Here is a 21932-nt window from a genome sequence, read left to right on the forward strand (position 1 = left end):
GGTTTAAGCGACGCGTTTATACCAGGGCTGGCCGGCCATGATAGGCTTGTAGTGGCGCGATAGCGGATCGTGGTCGTCCAGCGGCCGGTCCAGCGCCAGCATGCCGAATGGCGCCAGGCTGTCGTCGAACAGCTGCAAGACGCGCTTGCGCAGCGCCAGCCCAAAGTCGGGCAGGGTGCGCTGCCCCAGTATCATCTGAAACTCGTTGAACGAAGCGTCTGTCACCAGATTATATTGCGCCCATGTGATGCGACTGGCCAGTTCCGGCTTCAAGGCGGCGTGCAAGCCATCCGCATCGACATCGAAATAGTCAACCAGCTTGCCGACGCCGCCGCTGCGCACGTAGTTCGCCTGCAGCTCATCCAGCCGCGCCATCGGCAAGCTGGCGTGCTGCGCGTCGGCCAGCATGGTGTCGCTGGCAACGGTGGCGTAGATTTCGGTGCGCGGCGCCAGCTGCTCCTGTTCCAGCAGGATGGCCAGCGTCCACGCCTGCTGCGGGCTGGCGCAATCGGCCAGCCACACGCGCGGCAGCGCGGCGCCGTGCAGGCTTACGCCCAATGACAGCCGCAGCATCGAGACTTCCAGCGGATCGTCAAACATCAGCGCCGGCGACACGTACAGCGCGCGCAGCAGGGTGTTGTACGTTTCGTCGTCGTGCAGCACCCGCGATTGCAGCGCCGAGATGGTGGCCAGGCCGAGGCGCAGCCGCAGCGCCTGCACCTTGCGCGCCACCAGCGCGTGGTCATAGCCGCGAAAGTCGTAGCCATGGCATTGATAAAGCGCTTCCAGCAGCAGCTCCAGTTCCAGTTCCTCCACCGACGAAGGCGAATGGCGCCGTGCTGCCTTCACGGTGGAGGTCACGGAACGCATCAGTGCAGCCATACGCGCATCAGCGACAGCAGCTGCGCCACGTCCACCGGCTTGGTGATGTAGTCCGACGCGCCGGCCGCGATACACTTATCGCGGTCGCCCTTCATCGCCTTGGCCGTCAGCGTAATGATCGGCAGGGATTTGAATTTGGGGATGCGGCGGATCGCGCGCATGGTGTCGTAGCCGTCCATCTCCGGCATCATGATGTCCATCAGGACGATTTCGATGGTCGGATCGCGCTCCAGCACCTCGATGCCATCGCGGCCGTTTTCGGCGAACAGCACGTGCATCTGCTGGCGCTCCAGCAGCGACGACAATGCGAAGATGTTACGCAGGTCATCATCGACGATCAGCACCTTGCGGCCCGCCAGCCCACCTTCCGCGGCGTGAATCTCTTCCAGCATCTTGCGCTGCGCTTCCGGCAGGCTGGCCTGCGAACGGTGCAGGAACAGCGCCGTCTCGTCCAGCAGCCGCTCCGGCGAGCGCGCATCCTTGATCACGATGGTCTTGGCGTAGCGTTTGAGCTTGGCCACTTCTTTGCGGTTCAAGTCCTTGGCGGTGTTGATCACCACCGGCAGGTCGCGCAGCGATTCGTTCTTGCCGATGATGTCCAGCAGGTCGAAACCGCTGATGTCCGGCAGCGTCAGATCCAGCACCATGCAGTCGAAATGCTGTTCGCGCAGGGCGTCCAGCGCCGCCTGGCCGGTTTCCACCGCCATGATGTGAATGTCGGCATCGCCGATCAGCGCCACGATGGAGTCGCGTTGCGCCGGCTCGTCATCCACCACCAGCAGGCTGCGTTTTCCGCCCAACAGGAACTTCTGGATGCGGGTGAACTCTTCCTGCAACGCCTCCTTGCTGACCGGCTTATTCAGGTAGGAGATGGCGCCCAGCCGCAGCGCGCGTTCGCGTTCGCGCAAACTGGACATCACATGCACCGGAATATGGCGCGTGCTCGGATCGCGCTTCAGGCGGTCCAGCACCGTAAAGCCGTCGATGTCCGGCAGGTCCAGGTCCAGCAGGATGGCGGACGGCAGGTAGTCGCGCGCCAGGCTCAGGGCGGAGTCGCCCTGCATGGTGACGATGCCCTTGAAGTTCTTCTCGCGCGCGAAGCCCAGCACAATCTGCGAGAAGCGTTCGTCGTCCTCGATGATCAGCACCGATGGATCGCCCGGCGCCACCAGACCGCGGTCATCGCTGCCGCTGTACTGGTCCAGATCCGCATCCTGCTCGAACAGGTTGCTGTGGTCCGCCAGCGCCAGTTCGGTCTGCGCCGGCGGCGTGTAGACCACCTGCGGCGACGGCGTCGGCAGGCGGACCTGCGGCTGGCGGTTGATGTCGTAATTGATAAAGCCTGCACGGTTATACGGCAGGAACAGCGTGAAGGTGGAGCCGCTGCCGACCACCGATTCGACGCGGATCTCGCCACCCAGCAGGCGCGCCAGCTCGCGTGAAATCGACAGGCCAAGGCCGGTGCCGCCATACTTGCGGGCGGTGGAGCCGTCGGCCTGCTGGAATGCTTCGAAGATCAGCTGCAGTTTGTCCGAGGCGATGCCGACGCCGGTGTCGGTCACCGCGAACGACAGCACCGCATCCGCATGCAGCAGGTTCGGGTGGTCGCTGGTGAAGCCGCTGTTGACCAAGCTGATTTCCAGCGATACCTGGCCGTGCGTGGTGAACTTGAAGGCGTTCGACAGCAGATTTTTCAGCACCTGCTGCAGGCGTGTGGTGTCGGTCATCATGGCGGTCGGCAGGCTTTCCTTCAGCTCCACCGAGAAGCCGAGGTGCTTAGCCTCCGCCATGTGGCGGAAGGTGCGGTCGACGTAGTTGCGGAGATTCTGGAAGCGGTACTCCGACACGTCCAGCGTCACCGTGCCCGATTCGATCTTGGACAGGTCCAGAATATCGTTGATCAGGGTCAGAAGGTCGGAGCCGGAGCCGTGGATGGTCTTGGCGAATTCCACCTGCTTGCCGGACAGGTTGCCGTCCGGGTTATCGCCCAGCTGCTGCGCCAGAATCAGCAGCGAATTCAATGGCGTGCGCAGCTCGTGCGACATATTCGCCAGGAACTCGGATTTGTACTTGGACGACAGCGCCAGCTGGGTGGCTTTCTCTTCCAGCGCCAGCTTAGCTTGCTCCACCTCGCGGTTCTTGCGTTCCACCTCGATATTCTGCTCGGACAGCAGGCGGGCTTTTTCGGCCAGCTCCTGGTTGGTCTGTTGCAGTTCCTGCGCCAGCGACTGCGATTGCGTCAGCAGCGATTCGGTACGGCTATTGGCTTCGATGGTGTTCAGCACCACGCCGATCGATTCCATCAGCTGGTCGAGGAAGGACAGGTGGGTTTCGGTAAACCGGTCCAGCGAAGCGATCTCGATCACTGCCTTCACCTGCTGTTCAAACAGGATAGGCAGCACCACGATATTGGTCGGCGGCGCCGCACCGAGGCCGGACGAAACCACGATGTAATCGCGCGGCACGTCGGTCAGCCAGATGCGCACCTTCTCCAGCGCGCACTGGCCCACCAAGCCTTCGCCAGGCAGGAAGGAGGTTGGCAGCTTGCGGCTGGAGCGGTAGCCGTAGCTGGCGATCATGCGCAGGCGCGCGTCGCTGTCGCCGGAATCCATCATGTAGAACACGCCGTGGTGGGCAGACACCAGCGGCGCCAGCTCGGACAGAATCAGCTTGGTCACGGCCTGCAAGTCGCGCTGGCCTTGCAGCAGGCGGGTAAAGCGCGCCAGATTGGTCTTCAGCCAATCCTGCTGCGCGTTCTTCAGCGTGGTGTCTTTCAGGTTACGGATCATCTCATTGATGTTGTCCTTCAGGTAGGACACCTCGCCGCGCGCTTCCACCTGAATGGAGCGCGACAAGTCGCCGCGCGTCACGGCGGTTGCCACCTCCGCAATTGCGCGCACCTGGTTGGTCAGATTCGCCGCCAACTGGTTGACGTTCTCGGTCAAGTCCTTCCAGGTGCCGGCCACGCCGGACACATTGGCCTGGCCGCCCAGCTTACCTTCCGTACCCACCTCGCGCGCCACGCGGGTCACCTCGGAAGCGAAGGACGACAGTTGGTCCACCATCACGTTGATGGTGTCTTTCAGTTCCAGGATCTCGCCCTTGACGTCCACCGTAATCTTTTTCGACAAGTCGCCGCGCGCTACGGCGGTGGTTACCGCCGCGATGTTACGCACCTGGCCCGTCAGGTTGGACGCCATGAAGTTGACGTTATCGGTCAAGTCTTTCCAGGTGCCGCCGACGCCCGGCACGTACGCCTGGCCGCCCAGCTTACCCTCGGTGCCCACCTCGCGCGCCACCCGCGTCACTTCGGAAGCGAAGGAGGACAACTGGTCCACCATCACGTTGATGGTGTTTTTCAGTTCGAGAATCTCGCCCTTGACGTCCACCGTGATTTTTTTCGACAGGTCGCCGTTGGCCACTGCGGTGGTCACGTCGGCGATGTTACGCACCTGGCCCGTCAGGTTACCCGCCATCGAGTTTACGCCGTCGGTCAAGTCCTTCCAGGTGCCGGCCACGCCGGGCACGTTGGCCTGGCCGCCCAGCTTACCTTCCGTACCCACCTCGCGCGCCACCCGCGTCACCTCGGAAGCGAAGGAGTTCAACTGGTCGACCATCACGTTGATGGTGTTTTTCAGCTCCAGAATCTCACCCTTGACGTCCACCGTGATTTTCTTGGACAAGTCGCCATTCGCCACGGCGGTGGTCACGTCGGCGATGTTACGCACCTGGCCCGTCAGGTTACCCGCCATCGAGTTCACCGAGTCGGTCAAGTCCTTCCAGGTGCCGGCCACGCCTTTTACCTGCGCCTGGCCGCCCAGCTTACCTTCCGTACCCACCTCGCGCGCCACCCGCGTCACCTCGGAAGCGAAGGACGACAATTGGTCCACCATCACGTTGATGGTATTTTTCAGTTCGAGAATCTCGCCCTTGACGTCCACCGTAATCTTTTTCGACAAGTCGCCATTCGCCACCGCCGTCGTCACCGCCGCGATGTTGCGCACCTGACCTGTCAGGTTGGACGCCATGAAGTTGACGTTGTCGGTCAAGTCCTTCCAGGTGCCGCCGACGCCCGGCACATAGGCCTGGCCGCCCAGCTTACCTTCCGTACCCACCTCGCGCGCCACCCGCGTCACTTCGGATGCGAAGGAGCGCAGCTGATCCACCATCACGTTGATGGTGTCCTTCAGTTGCAGGATCTCGCCGCGCACGTCCACCGTGATTTTCTTCGACAAGTCGCCGTTGGCCACCGCCGTGGTCACCTCGGCGATGTTGCGCACCTGCGAGGTCAGATTGCCCGCCATCGAGTTCACCGAGTCGGTCAAGTCCTTCCAGGTGCCGGCCACGCCTTTTACCTGCGCCTGGCCGCCCAGCTTACCTTCCGTACCCACTTCGCGCGCCACGCGCGTTACTTCGGACGAGAAGGACGACAGCTGTTCCACCATCGTATTCGCGGTCATCGCCGCGCGCAGGTACTGGCCTTTCAGCGGATGGCCGTCCACCTCCAGCGCCATGGTCTGCGACAGGTCGCCTTTTGCCACCGCGCCGATCACGCGCGCCATTTCGGACGTTGGGCGCACCAGGTCATCGATCAGCGTATTGACGGAACTGAGAATGGTGGCCCAGCCGCCGGTGGTGTTGGTCATCTCCGCGCGTTGCGTCAATCGGCCTTCGCGGCCCACCACGCGGCTCACTTCCGTCACTTCGCGCACCATGCGCGACTTGGTGTCGATGATGTCGTTCAGCGTATCGGCGATCTTGCCGGCCATGCCGATCCAGTCGGATGGCATGCGCACTGAAAAGTCTCCTTTTTTCAGTGCCATCAGCGTGGAGAGTAAAACCTTTGCGTCCAGCTGTTCGCCCAAGTCGGTCATATTATTCATGTCTTATTCCTCGTTGCTTAGGAGGGTAGGTGAGTTGAGGGTAATCGTGATATCGCTGGTCTGTTCCAGCAGACCGGCCGCCGGCAAGGGCGGATAAAACAGCTCGCCCTGGCAGATATGACAGCCCATCTGCTGCAGCACTTCCAGTTGCAGGCGCGTCTCGACGCCCAGTGCGATCACGCGCATCGACAGCGCTCTCGCCAGATGCACCACGGCCGCCACGATGTCGGTGCCGCCTTCGTCGTTGCCGATGCCGTGTACGAAGCTGCGATCGATCTTCAGCGCGTTGAGCTGCCAGCGCTTGCACGCGGCCAGCGACGAACGCGCGCTGCCGAAATCGTCCAGCGCCGTGCGCACGCCGGCGCTTTGCAGCTGCGTTAACAGTTGCGCCAGCGGCTCGGTAGCACCGAGCAGCAGTTTTTCATTCAGTTCGATGCCCATGCTGCCCGGCGTCAGGCCATGCTTGCGCATTGCCGGCAGCAGCGCGTGCAGCAGGTCCGCATGCAGCTGCGGCGTCGCCAGGTTGACCCAGATGCACAGCGGCGGGCCTTGTACTCCATTCGCGCTGCCGCTCAGGCTTTGCCACAGCGACGCCTGCGAACAACTCTGCGCGATGACCCAGGCGTCGACGCGGTCGAGCAGCGTGCGCTCCTGCACCTGCGGCAGGAATTGCGGCGCTTCCAGCAGCCCATGCACCGGGTGGCGCCAGTACAGCAGCGCTTCGGCGGCGACCACGCGGCCGCTGCGCAGATCGACCTGCGGCTGGTAGCGCAGTTCCAGCTGGTTCGCCGCCAGCGCCTTGCGCAGCTCGAGCGTCCATTGTTCCCGTTCGCGTTCGCGCACATTCAGCTGTTCGTGGAAGAACTGCACCGGTGCGGCTGTGTTCTGCTTGGCGTGGTACATCGCGGTGTCGGCGTTCTTCATCAGCGCTTGCGCATTGGCGCCGTCTTCCGGATACAGGGCGATGCCGATGCTGGCCGCCGTTTTCAGGCGATGGTTGCCAATGTCGAAGGGCAGGGCGCAGGCCAGTTCGATCTTGCGGCCGACGCGCGCGGCGTTGGCGGAGGCGGACTTGCCTTCGATGAGCACGACGAATTCGTCGCCGCCCAGGCGAGCCACAATATCGGCGACCCGCACCGCCGCCGACAGCCGCGCCGCGACCTGGCGCAGCAACTCGTCGCCGGCTTCATGGCCGTAGTTGTCGTTGATCTGCTTGAACTTGTCGAGATCGAGAAACAGCAGGGCGAAGCCGACGCCGTTGCGGTCGCAGGTGGCGACCGCGTGTTCCAGTTGCTGGATCAGCGCGCGGCGGTTGAGCAGGTTGGTCAGCGCATCGCGCGTGGACAGGTCGTGCGCGCGCTGTTCCGCCTGTTTGCGTTCCTTGATTTCCAGTTCCAGCTCGGCGTTGATGCGCTCCAGGTCTTGCAGGCGCTGCACGCGCAAGTCCTGGTTGAGGCGCGCCAGCTCGTCGCTCTTGATGCGCAGTTGCAGATTCTTGGCCGCCATCTCGACAAACACCGCCACCTTGGCCTGCAGGATTTGCGGGATGACCGGCGTGAACAGGTAGTCGGCCGCGCCTTTCTGGTACGCCTTCAGGCGGTTCATCTCGTCCGCGTAGTGGGCGGTGATGAAAATGATCGGCGTGCCGGCCGAGCGCGGATGCGAGTGGATCGCTTCAGCGGTCTCAAAGCCGTCCATGTTCGGCATGCTGACGTCCAGCAGGATCACGGCGAATTCATGCATCAGCACGTGGCGCAGCGCTTCCTTGCCCGAGCTGGCGGTGATCAGCTCGTACAAATGCTGATCGGCCGCGTCCAGCAGCAGGCTTTCCAGCGCGTACAAGCTGGCTGGATCGTCGTTGACGAGAAGAACTTTAGGAATGTGCACGGCTAGCGGTCTGGGCTATCGATTTGGAAGGTAAAAGATACTCTTGTGCGGTGGGGAGTCAAGTAATTTTGTGCGCTGCCGCACCATGCGGTCAAGCCCTATTTTATCGTTTTAATAACTGTCCTTCCAGCTTTTCTAGCAAGAAAAATATTAATGGAATTAAATTTTCTACTGCGCACGATTGGCGGCTTGCTATTGCGGTAGCTGGGTCACCCATATCGGCGCGCTCCACAGCATTTTGCCGTCGTCCTGTGTGACTCTTGCATAATAAAAGTGTTCTCCAGGTAATGGATTGAAAGTGTGTTTGCTCTTCATGCTGATGACGGCCACCTTGCCGTTGCGGCCCGGCACGCCGTGGAAGATGCTGACTGCCGCGACGCTGCGGCCGGCGGCGCTGGCATAGGCCGTTTTTAACGTCAACTTGCCGCGATTCTGGAAGCGTTCACCCATCAGGTGACCGTTGGCGGTGAAGATCAGCTGGCCATGTTTGTCCATCGTCGCGTAGGTGCGGCGGGCTTGCAAGGCGTCCAGCAGGCTGGATGGCGTGATTGGTGTGCTGCGTGGCAGCAGCACGGCCGTGCGGTTCGAGTAGGACGCGCCCCAGTTGGCGCAGTGATTGTCCTGGTTGCTGCTGAAGGCGAGGTGGTAGCCGGCCTCCAGCAGCGCGTTGCAGCCGGCTTCGAAATTGCTGCGGCGCTGCTCGCTTTCGTCGGTGCTGGTGGAGTAGGCGCTGCTGTTCATCACTTCGCACAACAGCATGCTGGCGTCGCCGTCGGCGCTCCAGGCCAGCGGCTGGCCGTTGATGGTGAACTGGTCGCGCTGCGGATGGTTGAACTGGCCGAACCAGCGATGTTGGCGCAGATGCTGGTACAGCGCCTGGTAGTCGCTCTTGGGGATTTCCTCGTCGGCCAGCAGTGTGCCCTGGGCGTTGCGCTCCCAGCCGAGCAGGGCGTCGGCGTTGAGCACGTTGATGTGGCCGCCGTGGCTGATCACGCCCCATTCCTGGCCGTACAGCGCGAGGAATGGGGCGTGGTTGGTGCGCCACTGCGCCGCCTGGCGCAAGCCGTCCTGAAACAGGGCGTGGACGGCGCTGGCGTCGGCGGCCCCGTTGGTGCCGTCGGAACCGTCGAACATGTGGTTGTGCTCGGAGGTCATCAGGAAGTCGAGGCCGTGTTGCTGGGCATACGCGTAGGCGTCGGATGGGCCGAAGGCGCCGTGCTGCGGCTCCTGCGCGCCGCTACACTGATCAAGCGCGGCGCCGCCGTCGCTGTGGTTGGTCTGGCTGTGCAGGTTGCCGAGATAGATGTCGTACAACGCCGTCGATGCCGTCGATGCCGTCGTGCTTGCAGGTGGGATCGCCGCCGCGAGCGAGGGCGTCGCACCGCTGGCCGCCGATGCGATCGCCGCAGGGGCGGCTGTTCCAGTTGGCGCTCCGGCGCGCGCGCTGGCCACTGTCGCCGGCTGGCGCGCGCTTGTCGCGCCGACCGCCAGCGGCCAGTCTTGCTCAATCGCGCCACCGCCGTCCAGGCTCGCCCACAACTTCATCCTGTAGACGCCTGCCGGTACGTCCTCCCGCCAGCGCACCGTCACATCCAGCGGTTCGCCGGCGACTGCTCGCGTGCCTTGCCAGCCGCGCACCGCCGTTTCATCATGCCGGGGCAGCAAGGCGAGCCGCCAGCGCAATGTGCGCGCGTCGGGCGGCGCCGTAAACTGCAATGTAATCACCCGCGCGCCATGCGCATCTGCACGAAACGGAACGTGTAACGAGGCATCAAATTCATGTTGCTCCTCACCCGCATGAAGCGCACTCATTGTTGTCGCTAGCACGATGCATGTAATGAATTTCCGCAGCATAATTGCCTCCATGAGACAGCCTCATCTCTTAGAGCGCGCCTTGCTGCATAAGGTTCCGTTATAAAATCGATCAATTCTCACCAATTCTTTCTCTGGTCCCGATTCAGCATTGATAGTATGCTGCTGTGATGCAAATAATTTTCTATCAAATGCATGTTTAAAACGGCCGCCAACAGCAAAACAGTGCGCAGCTCGCGTCTCGTGTTCTGGGGCGTGGGACTCGTCCTGGCCGCCGCCATCGGCACTGTCCTGTACGGCGCGGCGGCCCGCACGGTCGATGACGATGCGGCGCAGCGTTTTGAACATCTCGCCCGCAGCACCCAGTACAGCATCTCCGCCCGCATCAAATCCTACGCCGACCTGACGCGCGGCCTGGCGGCGCTGTTCCAGACCTCGGACAGCATCAGCCGCACCGAATTCCGCCAGTACGTCACCAGCCTCGACATTCCGCGCAACTTTCCCGCCATCGAAGTGCTGACCTGGGCGCCGCTGGTGGACGACGCGCAGCGCGATCAATTTATCGCCGGCGTGCGCAGCGAGGGTTATGCGGATTTCGACATCAGCCCGCCCGGGCGCCGCCCTCACTATGAAGTGTTGAATTATTTCGAGCCGGCCTTTCTGCCGCAGCGCTTTGGCCTCGACATTAGCGCCATCCCGCTGATCTCCGGTTCGCTGGCTGCGGCGCGCGACAGCGGTGACATCGCCGCCACCCGCTACCCCATCATGCTCGACGCGCCGAAGCCGCAATTCGTCCAGGGCGTGCGGCTGCCGGTGTATCGCCGCAACCAGCCGCTGGCCACGGTCGAGCAGCGCCGCGCCGCCTATCTGGGCTCGGTGGGCGCGGGCTTCAGCATTGCCCGTCTGGTGCAGGGCGCCATCGACGAAATGACGGTGCGCCAGGTGCATCTGACCTTGTATGCCGACGGCAGCCCGAATGCCGAACAGCGCCGGCTGGTTATCGAGCAAGCCGACCTTCTGCTGTATAGCGGCAGCGGCGCGACGACAGTCGCGCCGCTGCCGCCCGGCCTGCGCGCCGACTACCTGGAGACCGTGCTGCCGATCGACTTCAATGGCAGCCTGTGGAAGGCGCAGTTCCGCGGCCGCAAGGACGCGCTGTTGACCGGCTTCGACCTGTACTTCCCATGGATCGCGGCGCTGACTGGCTTTGCCGGCATGCTGCTGTTGTACAGCTACGTGTTCGTGCTGTATGCGTCGCGCCGGCGCGCCATCAAGCAGGGCGTGCTGCTGGATACGGTGCTGAACCACGTCGACGCCCACGTCTACATGAAGGACCAGAGCCGCCGTTATATCTACGTCAATGCGCGCATGGCCGAGTGCATGGGCATGGAGGTGCGCGATATCGTCGGCAAGCTGGATCGCGAATTGAAGCCGGCCGCCGAAGCGGATGCCGAATGGGCGCTGGAGCGGCCGGTGTTTGCCGATGGCGTCAAACGCTCGGGCGAGGTGCAGTTTGTCGGCAAGGACGGGGTGGTGCAGCATCTGTGGACGGTCAAGGTGCCGGTGGAACTGGGCCGCTCTTTTTCGGCGGTGATCGGCTTGTCCACCGACGTCACGGCGCTGCACCAGTTGAAGGAAGAAGCGGATATCGCCAACCAGGCCAAGAGCGACTTCCTGTCCAATATGAGCCACGAGATCCGCACCCCGATGAACTCCATCATCGGCATGGCGCACCTGGCGCTGAAGTCCGTCACGCATCCCAAGCAGCGCGACTATCTGCAAAAGATCTATCACTCGGGCCAGCACCTGCTGGGCATCATCAATGACATCCTCGACTTCTCCAAGATCGAAGCCGGCAAGATGGACCTGGAGGTGCTGGACTTTACCCTCGATGCGCTGCTGGCCAATATCTCCAGCCAGCTGGGCGAAAGCGCGCAGGCGCGCGGGCTGGAACTGGTTTATGAAATCTGGCCCGGCCTGTCGCATCAGCTGCGCGGCGATCCGCTGCGGCTGGAGCAGGTGCTGTTGAACTTCGCCAGCAACGCCATCAAGTTTTCTGAAAACGGCAAGGTGGTCGTGCGCGCGCGGCCGGTGGATGAGCGCGACAATCACATCCTGGTGCGCTTTGAAGTGGTGGATCACGGCATCGGCATGTCGCCAGTGCAGGTGGAGCAGCTGTTCCAGTCCTTCCATCAGGGCGACACCTCCACCACGCGGCGCTACGGCGGCACCGGACTGGGTCTGGTGATCAGCAAACAACTGGCGGAGCTGATGGGCGGCGGCGTCGGCGTCGACAGCACGCCGGGCGAGGGCAGCACCTTCTGGTTCACGGCGCGGCTGGCCAAGGGCGTGCACTTCCTGGCGCCGAGCGACGAATCGGTACAGCCGGATGTGCTGGATAATATTCGCGGGGCGTCGATCCTGCTGGTGGAGGACAATATCTTCAGCCAGCAGGTGGGGCAGGAGTTGCTGGAGGATGCCGGCGCCACAGTCTGCGTGGCCAACAACGGTAAGGAAGCGATCGACCTGCTGCTCAAGGAACGCTTCGATTGCGTGCTGATGGATGTGCAGATGCCGGTGATGGACGGCTATGAAGCCACACGCCTGATCCGCGCGCATCCCAAGCTGGCCGCCACGCTGATCATCGCGATGACGGCCAACGCCGGCCGCGACGACCAGCAGCGCTGCCTGGACGCCGGCATGGACGAATTTGTGACCAAGCCGATTGCCCCCAAGCTGCTGTTCAACATGCTGTCCAAGTGGATGAGTCAACGCGCCAGGCTGGCCGTCAGCGCCACGCGCAAACTGGCGCCGCCGCCACCGTCTTACTTCTCCATGCCGGAGGGATCGGCGATGCCGGCGCCGCCGCTGTTCGCGCCGCGTCCGGTGATGCCGCCGCCGGCCGCGCCGCTTGCCGCCGCGCCGGTGCCGGAAACCGAACCGCTGGCGGAACTGTTTGACATGGATGCGCTAGCCCAGACCTTCGGCGGCAAACCGGACATGATGCGCAAGTACGCGCTGCTGTTCCTGACATCGGCCCGCGACGGTCTGCAGGAGATGGACGATGCGCTGGCGATGGAGGACCTGGCGCATCTGGCGGAACTGGGTCATCGCATTAAATCATCGGCGCGGGCGGTGGGCGCCATGCGGTTCGGGAACCTGTGCTACGCGCTGGAACAGCTGCGCCACGACAGCGACATGGACACCGCCCGGCGCCTGGTGCAGGAGCTGTACGCCATGCTGACCGTGCTCGATCACCATATCGAGCAGGAGCTGCTGGCATACGATCCGGGATAGAGCGATAATAGCGGGTCAAACCTACTAAAGAGCCCTATGCACCCTGGCATCACCCCCGGCCTGCTGATTTTGCACGGCAATCAGATGGAACAGTTGCGCGCCGCCGTCTTCCAATGGCTGCGTAACCATCCGCTCGGGGCGCTGGAGTCGGAAATTTTCCTGGTGCAGTCCAACGGCGTGGCCGAATGGCTGAAGATCGCCCTGGCCGAGGAAATCGGCATCTGCGCCGCCTCGCGCGTGGCGCTGCCGGCGCGCTTCCTGTGGGACGCTTATCGCGGCATGCTGGGACGCGACCGCGTGCCGCCCATCTCCGCCTTCGACAAAGGCCCGCTGACGTGGCGCTTGATGCGCCTTTTGCCTACGCTGCTGGCCGACCCCGTGTTCGCGCCGCTGCGCCACTTCCTGTCCGATGGCGAGGCCGAACGCCGGCTGCAACTGGCCGAACGGCTGGCCGACTTGTTCGATCAATACCAGGTTTATCGCGCCGACTGGCTGGATGACTGGGCCGCCGGCCGCGACCAGCTGCGCAGCGCGCGCGGCGACATCACGCCGCTGCCGGAAGACCAGCGCTGGCAAGGCCAGTTGTGGCGCGCCGTCATCGACGATGTCGAGCCGCATGAACGCGACCTTGGCCGCGCCACGGTCCACACCGAATTCGTGCGCGCCAGCGCCGCCGGCGAGGAGCCGCTGGGCCGATTGCCGCGCCGGGTGGTGATCTTCGGCGTCTCGGCGCTGCCGTTTCAGACCTTGCAGGCGCTGGCCTCCATCGCCCGCTACACCCAGGTGCTGCTGGCCGTGCCCAATCCGTGCCAGTACTACTGGGGCGACATCATCGAAGGCCGCGACCTGCTGCGCAGCGCGCACCGCCGCCAGCAACTGCGCAACGGCCAGGATCTGGGCCAGCTTCCGCTGGAAGCACTGCACGCGCACAGCCATCCACTGCTGGCCAGCTGGGGGCGTCAGGGCCGCGACTTCGTGCGCATGCTGGATGAATTCGACGAAGCCGCGCAAGCCAATGCCGCCGAAAATGATGACGTGGCCCCCATGCGCGTCGACCTGTTCAGCGAAGGCGCTGGCGATACCTTGCTGACGCAGGTGCAGGCCGCCGTGCGCGAACTGCTGCCGCTGTCCGAGCATCCCCACGTGCCGCCGGCGGAAGACGACCGTTCGATCGAATTCCATGTCACCCACAGCGTTCAGCGTGAAGTGGAGGTACTGCACGACCAGTTGTTGCAGATGTTCGCCGACGCGCAACACAGCGGCCGGCCGCTGCGCCCGCGCGACGTGGTGGTCATGGTGCCGGACATCGACACCTTTTCGGCCGCCATCCACGCCGTCTTCGCCCAGCACCGCCGCAGCGACGCGCGCTACATCCCGTTTGAGATCGGCGACGTCAATGACCGCAGCGTCAATCCGCTGCTGGTGGCGCTGGAGTGGCTGCTGCGATTGCCGCAGCAGCGTTGCCGCCAGAGCGAAGTGCGCGACCTGCTGGACGTGCCGGCGCTGGCCGGGCGTTTCGGGCTGCACGACGACGACCTGCCGACGCTGGGCCGCTGGATCGAAGGTGCGGGCGTGCGCTGGGGCCTGGACCAGCAGCACCGCAACGGTTTGGGACTCGGCCCCGCCGGCGAACAGAATGCCTGGATCTTCGGCGTGCGCCGTATGCTGCTGGGCTACGCCAGCGGTGGTGGCGGCGACAACGGCGGCAGCTTTGCCGGCATAGAACCATATGGCGAAATCGGCGGCCTGGATGCCGCGCTGGCCGGATCGCTGGCGCAACTCGTGGAAGCGCTGCTGCACTGGCGCGCCGTGCTGGCCCAATCTCATTCGCCGGTCGAGTGGGGCGTGCAGGCGCGCGCGCTGCTGGCCACCTTCTTCAACGCCAGGGAGGAAACCGACCGCCTGACGCTGGCGCAGCTGGACGACGCCCTGAAGAAATGGCTGGACACCTGTGAAGGCGCAGGCTACGACGAACCCGTGCCGCTGGCCGTGCTGCGCGAAGCCTGGCTCGGACTGATGGACGAGCCGACGCTGAATCACCAATTCGTCTCCGGCGGCGTCACCTTCTGCACGCTGATGCCGATGCGCGCGGTGCCGTTCCGCGTGGTCTGCCTGCTCGGCATGAACGACGGCGACTTCCCGCGCCGCGCACCCAAGGCCGACTTCGACCTGCTGGCGCAGCCGGGCATGGCGCGTCCCGGCGACCGTTCGCGCCGCGACGATGATCGTTACCTGATGCTGGAAGCGCTGCTGGCCGCGCGCGACAAGCTGTATATCAGCTGGGTCGGACGCAATGTGCGCGACAACAGCGAGCAGCCGCCGTCGGTGCTGGTGTCGCAGCTGCGTGATTACCTGGTCAATGGCTGGGACATGAACAAGGAAGACATGCACGCGCGCACCACGGAGCACGCCTTGCAGCCATTCAGTCGCCGCTACTTTGAAGCCGGCGGCCTGCTGACCTACGCCCGCGAGTGGCGCGAGGCGCATGGCGAGGAAGTGGCGGAAGACGAAGCGGCCGAACTGCCGCCGTTCGATATCGACGACAAATTCCGTCTCAAGCTAGGCAGCCTGCACAACTTCCTGCGCCAGCCGGTGCGTTTCTTCTTCCGCCAGCGGCTGGGCGTGATGTTCGGCGAAGCGGCATTGGTGGGCGAGGATGAAGAACCGTTCTCGCTCAACGCGCTGGAACGTTATCTGCTGGAAGACACGCTGCTCGACGATGCCGAAACGCCGGAGGAAATCGACCAGGTCTACGACAAGCTGACGCAGCGCGCCGAACGGCTTGCGCGCGAAGGCGTGCTGCCGATTGGCCTGATCGGCCAGCAGTACCAGCACCAGCTGGTGCAGGCGCTGGTGCCGGTGCGCTGCGCGTGGCTGACGCTGCGCCAGCATTACGAACTGGCCGCGCCCAAGGTAGCACTGAATCTGGTGCTGGCCGGCGTGCCGCTGGACGACTGGATCGACCAGCTGCGCAGCAACGGCAGCGAAACCGTGTGGCTGGCGCAGATGTCGTCGCGCGTGGCCGACAAGCAGGGCAAGCCGCGCGGCGACAAGCTGATTGCGATGTGGCTGCGCCAGCTGGCGATATCGGCGGCCGGCATGCAGGTCACCGGCCATCTGGTGGCGCGCGACGCCATTGTCACCATGCAGCCATTGGACCCGCAGCAGGCGCTGGAAGCCTTGCGGGAACTGGTCTGCCTGTGGCGCGACGGCATGAACCGTCCGCTGCCCACGGCCTGCAAGACGGCGCTGGCGCTGGTGCAGGACGGCGATCCGCGCGCGGTCTACGACGGCAGTTTCGACATCGGCGGCGAAAACGAAGACTTGTGCCTCAAGCGCATGTGGCCCGACTTCAGCGCGTTGAGCGCCGAACCGGACTTCGATGACGTCTCGCGCGCCCTGTATGGCCCGCTGGCCGAGTGGATGGAACAATGCATCACCATAGAAAAGATTGAAGGCGAGGACGCAGCATGAGTAACATCGCCAACCAGCTCGCGCCGCTGACTTTCCCGCTGCACGGCTCGCGCCTGATCGAGGCCAGCGCCGGCACCGGCAAGACCTGGACCATCGCCGCGCTGTACGTGCGGCTGGTGCTGGGCCACGGCGGCGAGCATGCTTTCCCGCGCCCGCTGCTGCCGGCCGATATCCTGGTGATGACCTTCACGCGCGCCGCCACGCGCGAGCTATCCAACCGCGTGCGCGAACGGCTGGTGGAGGCGGCGGCGTATTTCCGCGAACCGGCGCCACGCCAAAAGCCGGACGAGTACCTGGAGCAGATTCTCGAATCCTATCCCGACCACGGCGCACAGCAGCAGGCGGCGCACCGACTGCAACTGGCGGCGGAAACCATGGACGAAGCGGCCATCTTTACTATCGACGCCTGGTGCCAGCGCATGCTGCGCGAACACGCGTTCGACAGCGGCAGCCTGTTTGACGAGGAACTGGTCAGCGATGAGCAAGCGCTGTTCGAGGACGCAGCGCACGATTACTGGCGTCAGCAGGTCTATCCGCTCGATGAAGTCTCGCTGGACGCGCTGCTGTCCTGTTGGGGCGATGTTGGCGCGTTGAAGAAATCGATCCGTGAACTGGTCAAGCGCGCCGACATCATCGGCGACGCGGCGGGCCATGGCGAACCGCTGGGCGTGTTGATCGCCACCGTGCAGCGCGCGCAACAGGCACAACTCGCGCAGCTGAAGGCCGGCTGGTACGAGCGCGCCGACCGCATGGAACAGTGGATTGCGTCGCACCGCGCGGCCGATCCCAAGTGCTTCAATGGCAACAAGATGCGGCCCGATTCGCTGGTCAGCTGGTTCAACGGCCTGCGCGAGTGGGCGCAGAATCCGGCCAGCGTCAAGCCTGACATTTCGGATACGGCATGGAACCGTCTCACGCCGGAGGGCCTGGAAGACGCTTTCGCCAAGAACTTCAGCACCGGCATCCCGGACGATTTCGATGCCACGCAGCCGCTGAAAATCGCGCTGGCCGAGATCGAGCCGCTGTCGCATGCGCTGTACCGCCACGCGGCGGCGGCGGTGGCCGACCGCATGGCCGAGCTGAAAAAACGCAGCCGCCAGTTCGGCTTTGCCGACATGCTGGACCGCCTGAACGCCGCGCTGCAAGGCGAAAATGGCGCCGCGCTGCGCAAGCGTATCACCGACCAGTACCCGGTGGCGATGGTGGATGAATTCCAGGATACGGCGCCTAACCAGTACCAGATTTTCAACGAACTGTATCGCGTGGCCGACAACGATTCGCAAACGGGCCTGTTCCTGATCGGCGATCCGAAGCAGTCGATTTACGGCTTCCGTGGCGCCGACATCCACAGCTACCTGTCGGCGCGGCTGGCTACCACTGGGCGGCACTACCAGCTGATGACCAACTTCCGCTCGACCAAGCCGGTGGTGGATGCGGTCAACCATCTGTTCCTGCACGCCGAAGGCCGCAGCAAAGAAGAGGGCTTCGCGCGCGGCGCGTTCCGCTTCCGCGACCCGGTCACGCGCGAAAATCCGCTGCCGTTCGACGCGGTCGGCGCCAAGGGCCGCAAGGAGCGCCTGGTGGATGCCGGCGGCGACGTGCCGGCGCTGGTGATCGCGTGCAGCGCTACGCAGGACCTCAAGGCCGAACGTTATCGCGAATTCTTCGCCAACCACTGCGCGGAAGACATCGTCGCCAAGCTGAATGACGTGCGCGCGGAATTCGTCGATGGGGACGACGGCCCGCAACGCCTCAAGCCCGCCGACATCGCGGTGCTGGTGCGCGACCGCAAGGAGGCCGGCGCCATCCGCCGCGCCTTGCAGCGGCGCGGCGTGCCGAGCGTCTACCTGTCGGACAAGGATTCGGTGACCGACAGCGAGGAAGCGGCCGACGTGCTGCGCTGGTTGTCTGCAGTCGCCAATCCGCTCGATGGTGCGCTGGCGCGGGCTGCTTTCGCCACCCGCACCGCCGGCCTGCCGCTGGCCGAACTGGCGCGCCTGTCGTCGGACGAACTGGCGTGGGAAGAACGCGTCGAACAACTGAAGGCGCTGCACATCATCTGGCAGCGGCAAGGCGTGCTGGCCATGCTGCGCCGCTTCATCCACGAACTGCAACTGCCGGCGGCCTTGCTTCAGCAGGTGGGCGGGGAGCGACGCCTGACCAATCTGCTGCACCTGGCCGAACTGCTGCAATCGGCCAGCCGCCAGCTGGATGGCGAGCAGGCGCTGATTCGCTGGCTGGCGGAGCAGATCGAAGGCGGCGAAGGCGCCGGCGACGAGCGCGTGCTCCGTCTGGAAAGCGACGCGGAACTGGTCAAGGTGGTCACGGTGCACAAGTCGAAAGGCCTGGAGTATCCGCTGGTGTACCTGCCGTTTGCCGTCACCGCGCGCAAGGTCGAGCGCCGCAACCGCAGCTTCTTCGAATTCAGTGACGACGACGGCATTCGCCGCATCGACATGGCGCTGACCGAGACCGCGCTGGAACTGGTGGAGCGCGCGCGTTTGCAGGAAGACCTGCGCCTGATGTACGTGGCGTTGACGCGTGCGCGCCACTTCCTGTGGCTGGGCGTGACCGCGCTGCCGGCGCGCAAGGCCGGCGACAACACGCTGCACGACTCCGCGCTGGGCTACCTGCTGACCGGTGGTTCGCCGCTGCCGTCGGACCTGATGATGGAACGGTGGGAGCATGCCTGCAAGGATTGCAACGACATCAGCATCGCCACGCTGTCGATGGACGACAAGCAGGTCACGCGCCTGACCCGTATCGAGCATCGCCAGCCCTTGCTGGAGCCGCAGCACTACGGCGGCCATTTCGAGCGCGATTGGTCGGTGGGCAGTTTCAGTTCGCTGGCGCGGCGCACCGGCCCAACCGGCACTATCAGCGCCGACGGCCCGGTGCCGCGCGACGCCTTGCAGGAAAAACTGCTGGAAGACGGCGAGCAGCCGGCCATGACGCAGCCAACGCGCGTGGAAGACACTCCATGGCACCGCTTCCCGCGCGGCTCCGTGCCCGGTAACTTCCTGCACGAGCAGCTGGAGTGGATGGGGCAGGAAGGCTTTGCCATCGTCAATCAGGAGACGTTCGAGTCGCGTCTGACGCGCCGGGTGGAGCGCGCCGGCTGGGGCAATCGTCTGGAAGACACGCTGGCCTGGCTGCGCCAGATCGCCGTCACGCCGCTGCCGCATCTGGATGCGCCGCTGAGCGCCATCGTCGCGCCGCTGCCGGAGATGGAGTTCTGGTTCCCGAGCGAGCGCCTGGCCACCGGTGCGCTGGACCGTCTGTGCGCCACGCATCTGCTGGGCGGCGCTGTGCGGCCGGCGCTGCCGGAGCGTGAACTGCATGGCATGCTGAAAGGCTTCTGCGATCTGGTGTTTGAGCACGAAGGCCGCTACTGGATCCTCGATTACAAATCCAATGCGCTGGGCGGCAACGACGCCAGCTACCATGAGCCGGCGCTGATCAACGCCATGGCCGATCACCGCTACGACATCCAGGGCGCGATCTACATGCTGGCGCTGCACCGGCTGCTGCAAAGCCGCCTCGGTGACGCGTACGATCCGGCCGAGCAGCTGGGCGGCGCGATCTTCATGTTCTTGCGCGGCATAGGCAATGCGCAGACGCGCGGCTGTTACTGGATCGCGCCGGATGCCGAATTGTTGGACGGACTGGATAATCTGCTGGGTGCAAGTCATGAATGATGGATTTTTCGCGCAGGTCGATGCGCTGACCGAAGCAGGCCAGCTGCGCCGCCTGAGTGGCGCTTTTGCGCGCTTTATCGCCTCGGTCGGCGACAGTTCGCCGCAGCTGATGGCGGCCTGCGTGCTGCTGTCCGAGCTGGAAGGCCGTGGTCACAGCTGTTTGATGCTGGATGAACTGAATGACGATCCGGCCGCGCTGCTTGGCTGGAGCGACGACGAGTGGAGCGCGCTGCACGCCGCAGCGGGCGACTGGCCGGCCGACACCGACGCCTGGTGCGGCCTGCTGGCGCGCTGCTCGCAAGTGTGGCCGGTGGGCGGCGACCAATGGAATCAGCCCTTGGTGCTGGACGGCGAGCGCCTGTACCTGCGCCGCTATTGGCTCGACGAGCGCCACGTGGCCGAGTCGGTGCGCAGCCGCGCGCTGGGCGGCGTGCTGGCCGCCGATGACGATGCGCGCACCGATGACATCCGCCGCTGGCTGGACAATCTGTTCCCGCACGCGCCGCGCGGCGGGGTCGATTGGCAGAAGATCGCCTGTGCGGTGGCCATGCGCGGCAAGTTGGGCATCATCACCGGCGGGCCGGGCACCGGCAAGACGTACACCGTGGCGCGCTTGCTGGCGCTGTTGTTTGCGACGGCGGGCGAGCGTCAGGCCGGCTTGCGCGTGGCGTTGGCGGCGCCAACCGGCAAGGCGGCGGCGCGTTTGAAGCAATCGATCGATACGGCGCTGGATGAGCTGGCCGAAAAGGTAGGCGACGAACTGCCGCTGCGCGAACTGGCGGCCCGCATGGGCGCGGCGCGCACGCTGCACAGCCTGCTGGGTGCGCGGCCGGATACGCGGGCGTTCCAGCATCATGCCGGCAATCAGCTGGAGGTAGATGTGCTGATCGTGGACGAGGCGTCGATGATTCACCTGGAGATGATGTCGGCGTTGCTGGCTGCGTTGCCGGAGTCGGCCACATTGATTTTGCTGGGTGATAAAGACCAGCTGGCGTCGGTCGAGGCGGGGGCGGTGCTGGGCGATTTGTGCCACCACGCCGAGGCCGGTGAGTATCTGCCGGAAACCTTGTCGTATGTGCAGGCGGCGACCGGGCAACAGGTGCCGGCACGTTTTGAAGGCCATGGCGGACCGATTGCCCAGCAGACCGTGATGTTGCGCGAGAGCCGGCGTTTCGGCGGGCCGATCGGCGCGCTGGCGCTGGCCGTGAATGCCGGCGACGGGGCGGCAGCGGTCAACGTGTTGCGGCAAGGCGAGGGCGGCAAGGTGACGTGGACCGATTCCGCGCAGTCGGCGGATCTGCTACAACTGGCGCTCGACGGCTATCGCCCATATTTGCAATTGATTAAGAAGGCACCAGTGGATGGCGAGGAGGTCGCACAACTGGCCTGGGTGAAATCCGTTCTAAAGAGCTTTGAAGGCTTCCGGATTTTGTGCGCGGTGCGCGAGGGCGAGTGGGGCGTGTCCGGTTTGAACGATAGCATCGAGCAACGATTGCAATCGGCCGGCTTGCTCAAGCGGACTGGCGAATGGTACGTTGGCCGTCCGGTGATGGTCACGCGCAATGATTATGCGACCGGTGTGTTCAACGGCGACATTGGCTTGACGTTGCCGGACCCGTCACGGCCGGGAGCGTTGCGGGTGTACTTCTCGGAAGGCGAAACGGTGCGCAGCGTGCTGGCTACCCGGCTACGAAATGTGGAGACGGCTTTTGCGATGACGGTGCACAAATCGCAGGGATCGGAGTTCGCGCACACCGCGATGGTGCTGCCGAAAGACGGCGGCGGCATGCTGGCGCGGGAATTGATTTATACCGGCATCACGCGCGCGCGCGACTACTTTACGTTACTGACACCGAACGGGCAGGTGCTGCTGGATGCGATTGCTCAGCGCACCCAACGGGCGAGCGGCTTGCGTTTGCAGCTGGCGGGTTAAGCCAAAGCTTGGCGCGTTGGCGCCAGATTTTAGCACTACCCCGTGTGCATTCGCCTCTACGCCAGC

At 64.4% G+C, this 21932-nt stretch carries 8 protein-coding genes; 4 read left to right on the top strand and 4 right to left on the bottom strand.

The window, feature by feature from the left end; all coding sequences use genetic code 11:
* Positions 1-3 precede the first annotated feature (3 nt).
* The 4 genes from GTP55_RS12330 to GTP55_RS12345 form a co-directional block, all read right to left on the bottom strand.
* Positions 4-882, bottom strand: coding sequence for a CheR family methyltransferase (locus GTP55_RS12330; protein WP_161045211.1), 879 nt, complete (start codon positions 880-882; stop codon positions 4-6).
* Positions 870-5765 carry a hybrid sensor histidine kinase/response regulator gene (locus GTP55_RS12335; protein ID WP_161045212.1) on the bottom strand — a complete coding sequence of 1632 codons (4896 nt, stop codon included), beginning with the start codon at positions 5763-5765 and terminating at the stop codon, positions 870-872. The genes GTP55_RS12330 and GTP55_RS12335 overlap by 13 nt, the downstream gene beginning before the upstream one ends.
* A gap of 3 nt (positions 5766-5768) precedes the next feature.
* Complete coding sequence (locus tag GTP55_RS12340) at positions 5769-7652, bottom strand: putative bifunctional diguanylate cyclase/phosphodiesterase (RefSeq protein ID WP_161045213.1); 1884 nt, start codon at positions 7650-7652, stop codon at positions 5769-5771.
* A 192-nt stretch (positions 7653-7844) separates the two neighbouring features.
* Complete coding sequence (locus GTP55_RS12345) at positions 7845-9377, bottom strand: CehA/McbA family metallohydrolase (RefSeq protein ID WP_371868340.1); 1533 nt, start codon at positions 9375-9377, stop codon at positions 7845-7847.
* 282 nt (positions 9378-9659) lie between these two features.
* On the opposite strand from GTP55_RS12345, the gene GTP55_RS12350 reads away from it, so the two are divergent.
* The 4 genes from GTP55_RS12350 to recD are packed head-to-tail and all read left to right on the top strand — an operon-like array spanning position 9660 to position 21866.
* Complete coding sequence (locus tag GTP55_RS12350) at positions 9660-12761, top strand: CHASE domain-containing hybrid sensor histidine kinase/response regulator family protein (RefSeq protein WP_161045215.1); 3102 nt, start codon at positions 9660-9662, stop codon at positions 12759-12761.
* 36 nt (positions 12762-12797) lie between these two features.
* Positions 12798-16235 (top strand): exodeoxyribonuclease V subunit gamma, encoded by a 3438-nt coding sequence (gene recC, locus GTP55_RS12355; protein ID WP_161045216.1) that lies wholly within the window; start codon positions 12798-12800, stop codon positions 16233-16235.
* A complete protein-coding gene (gene recB, locus GTP55_RS12360; RefSeq protein WP_161045217.1) occupies positions 16232-19933 on the top strand; it encodes an exodeoxyribonuclease V subunit beta in 3702 nt (1233 codons plus the stop codon). The genes recC and recB overlap by 4 nt, the downstream gene beginning before the upstream one ends.
* The gene (gene recD / locus GTP55_RS12365) at positions 19926-21866 is read left to right on the top strand and encodes an exodeoxyribonuclease V subunit alpha (protein WP_161045218.1); all 1941 of its coding nucleotides are present in this window, start codon (positions 19926-19928) and stop codon (positions 21864-21866) included. Before recB ends, recD begins: the two co-directional genes overlap by 8 nt.
* Positions 21867-21932: the final 66 nt, after the last annotated feature.

The organism is Duganella margarita (genome assembly GCF_009857535.1).
Taxonomy (GTDB): domain Bacteria; phylum Pseudomonadota; class Gammaproteobacteria; order Burkholderiales; family Burkholderiaceae_D; genus Rugamonas; species Rugamonas margarita.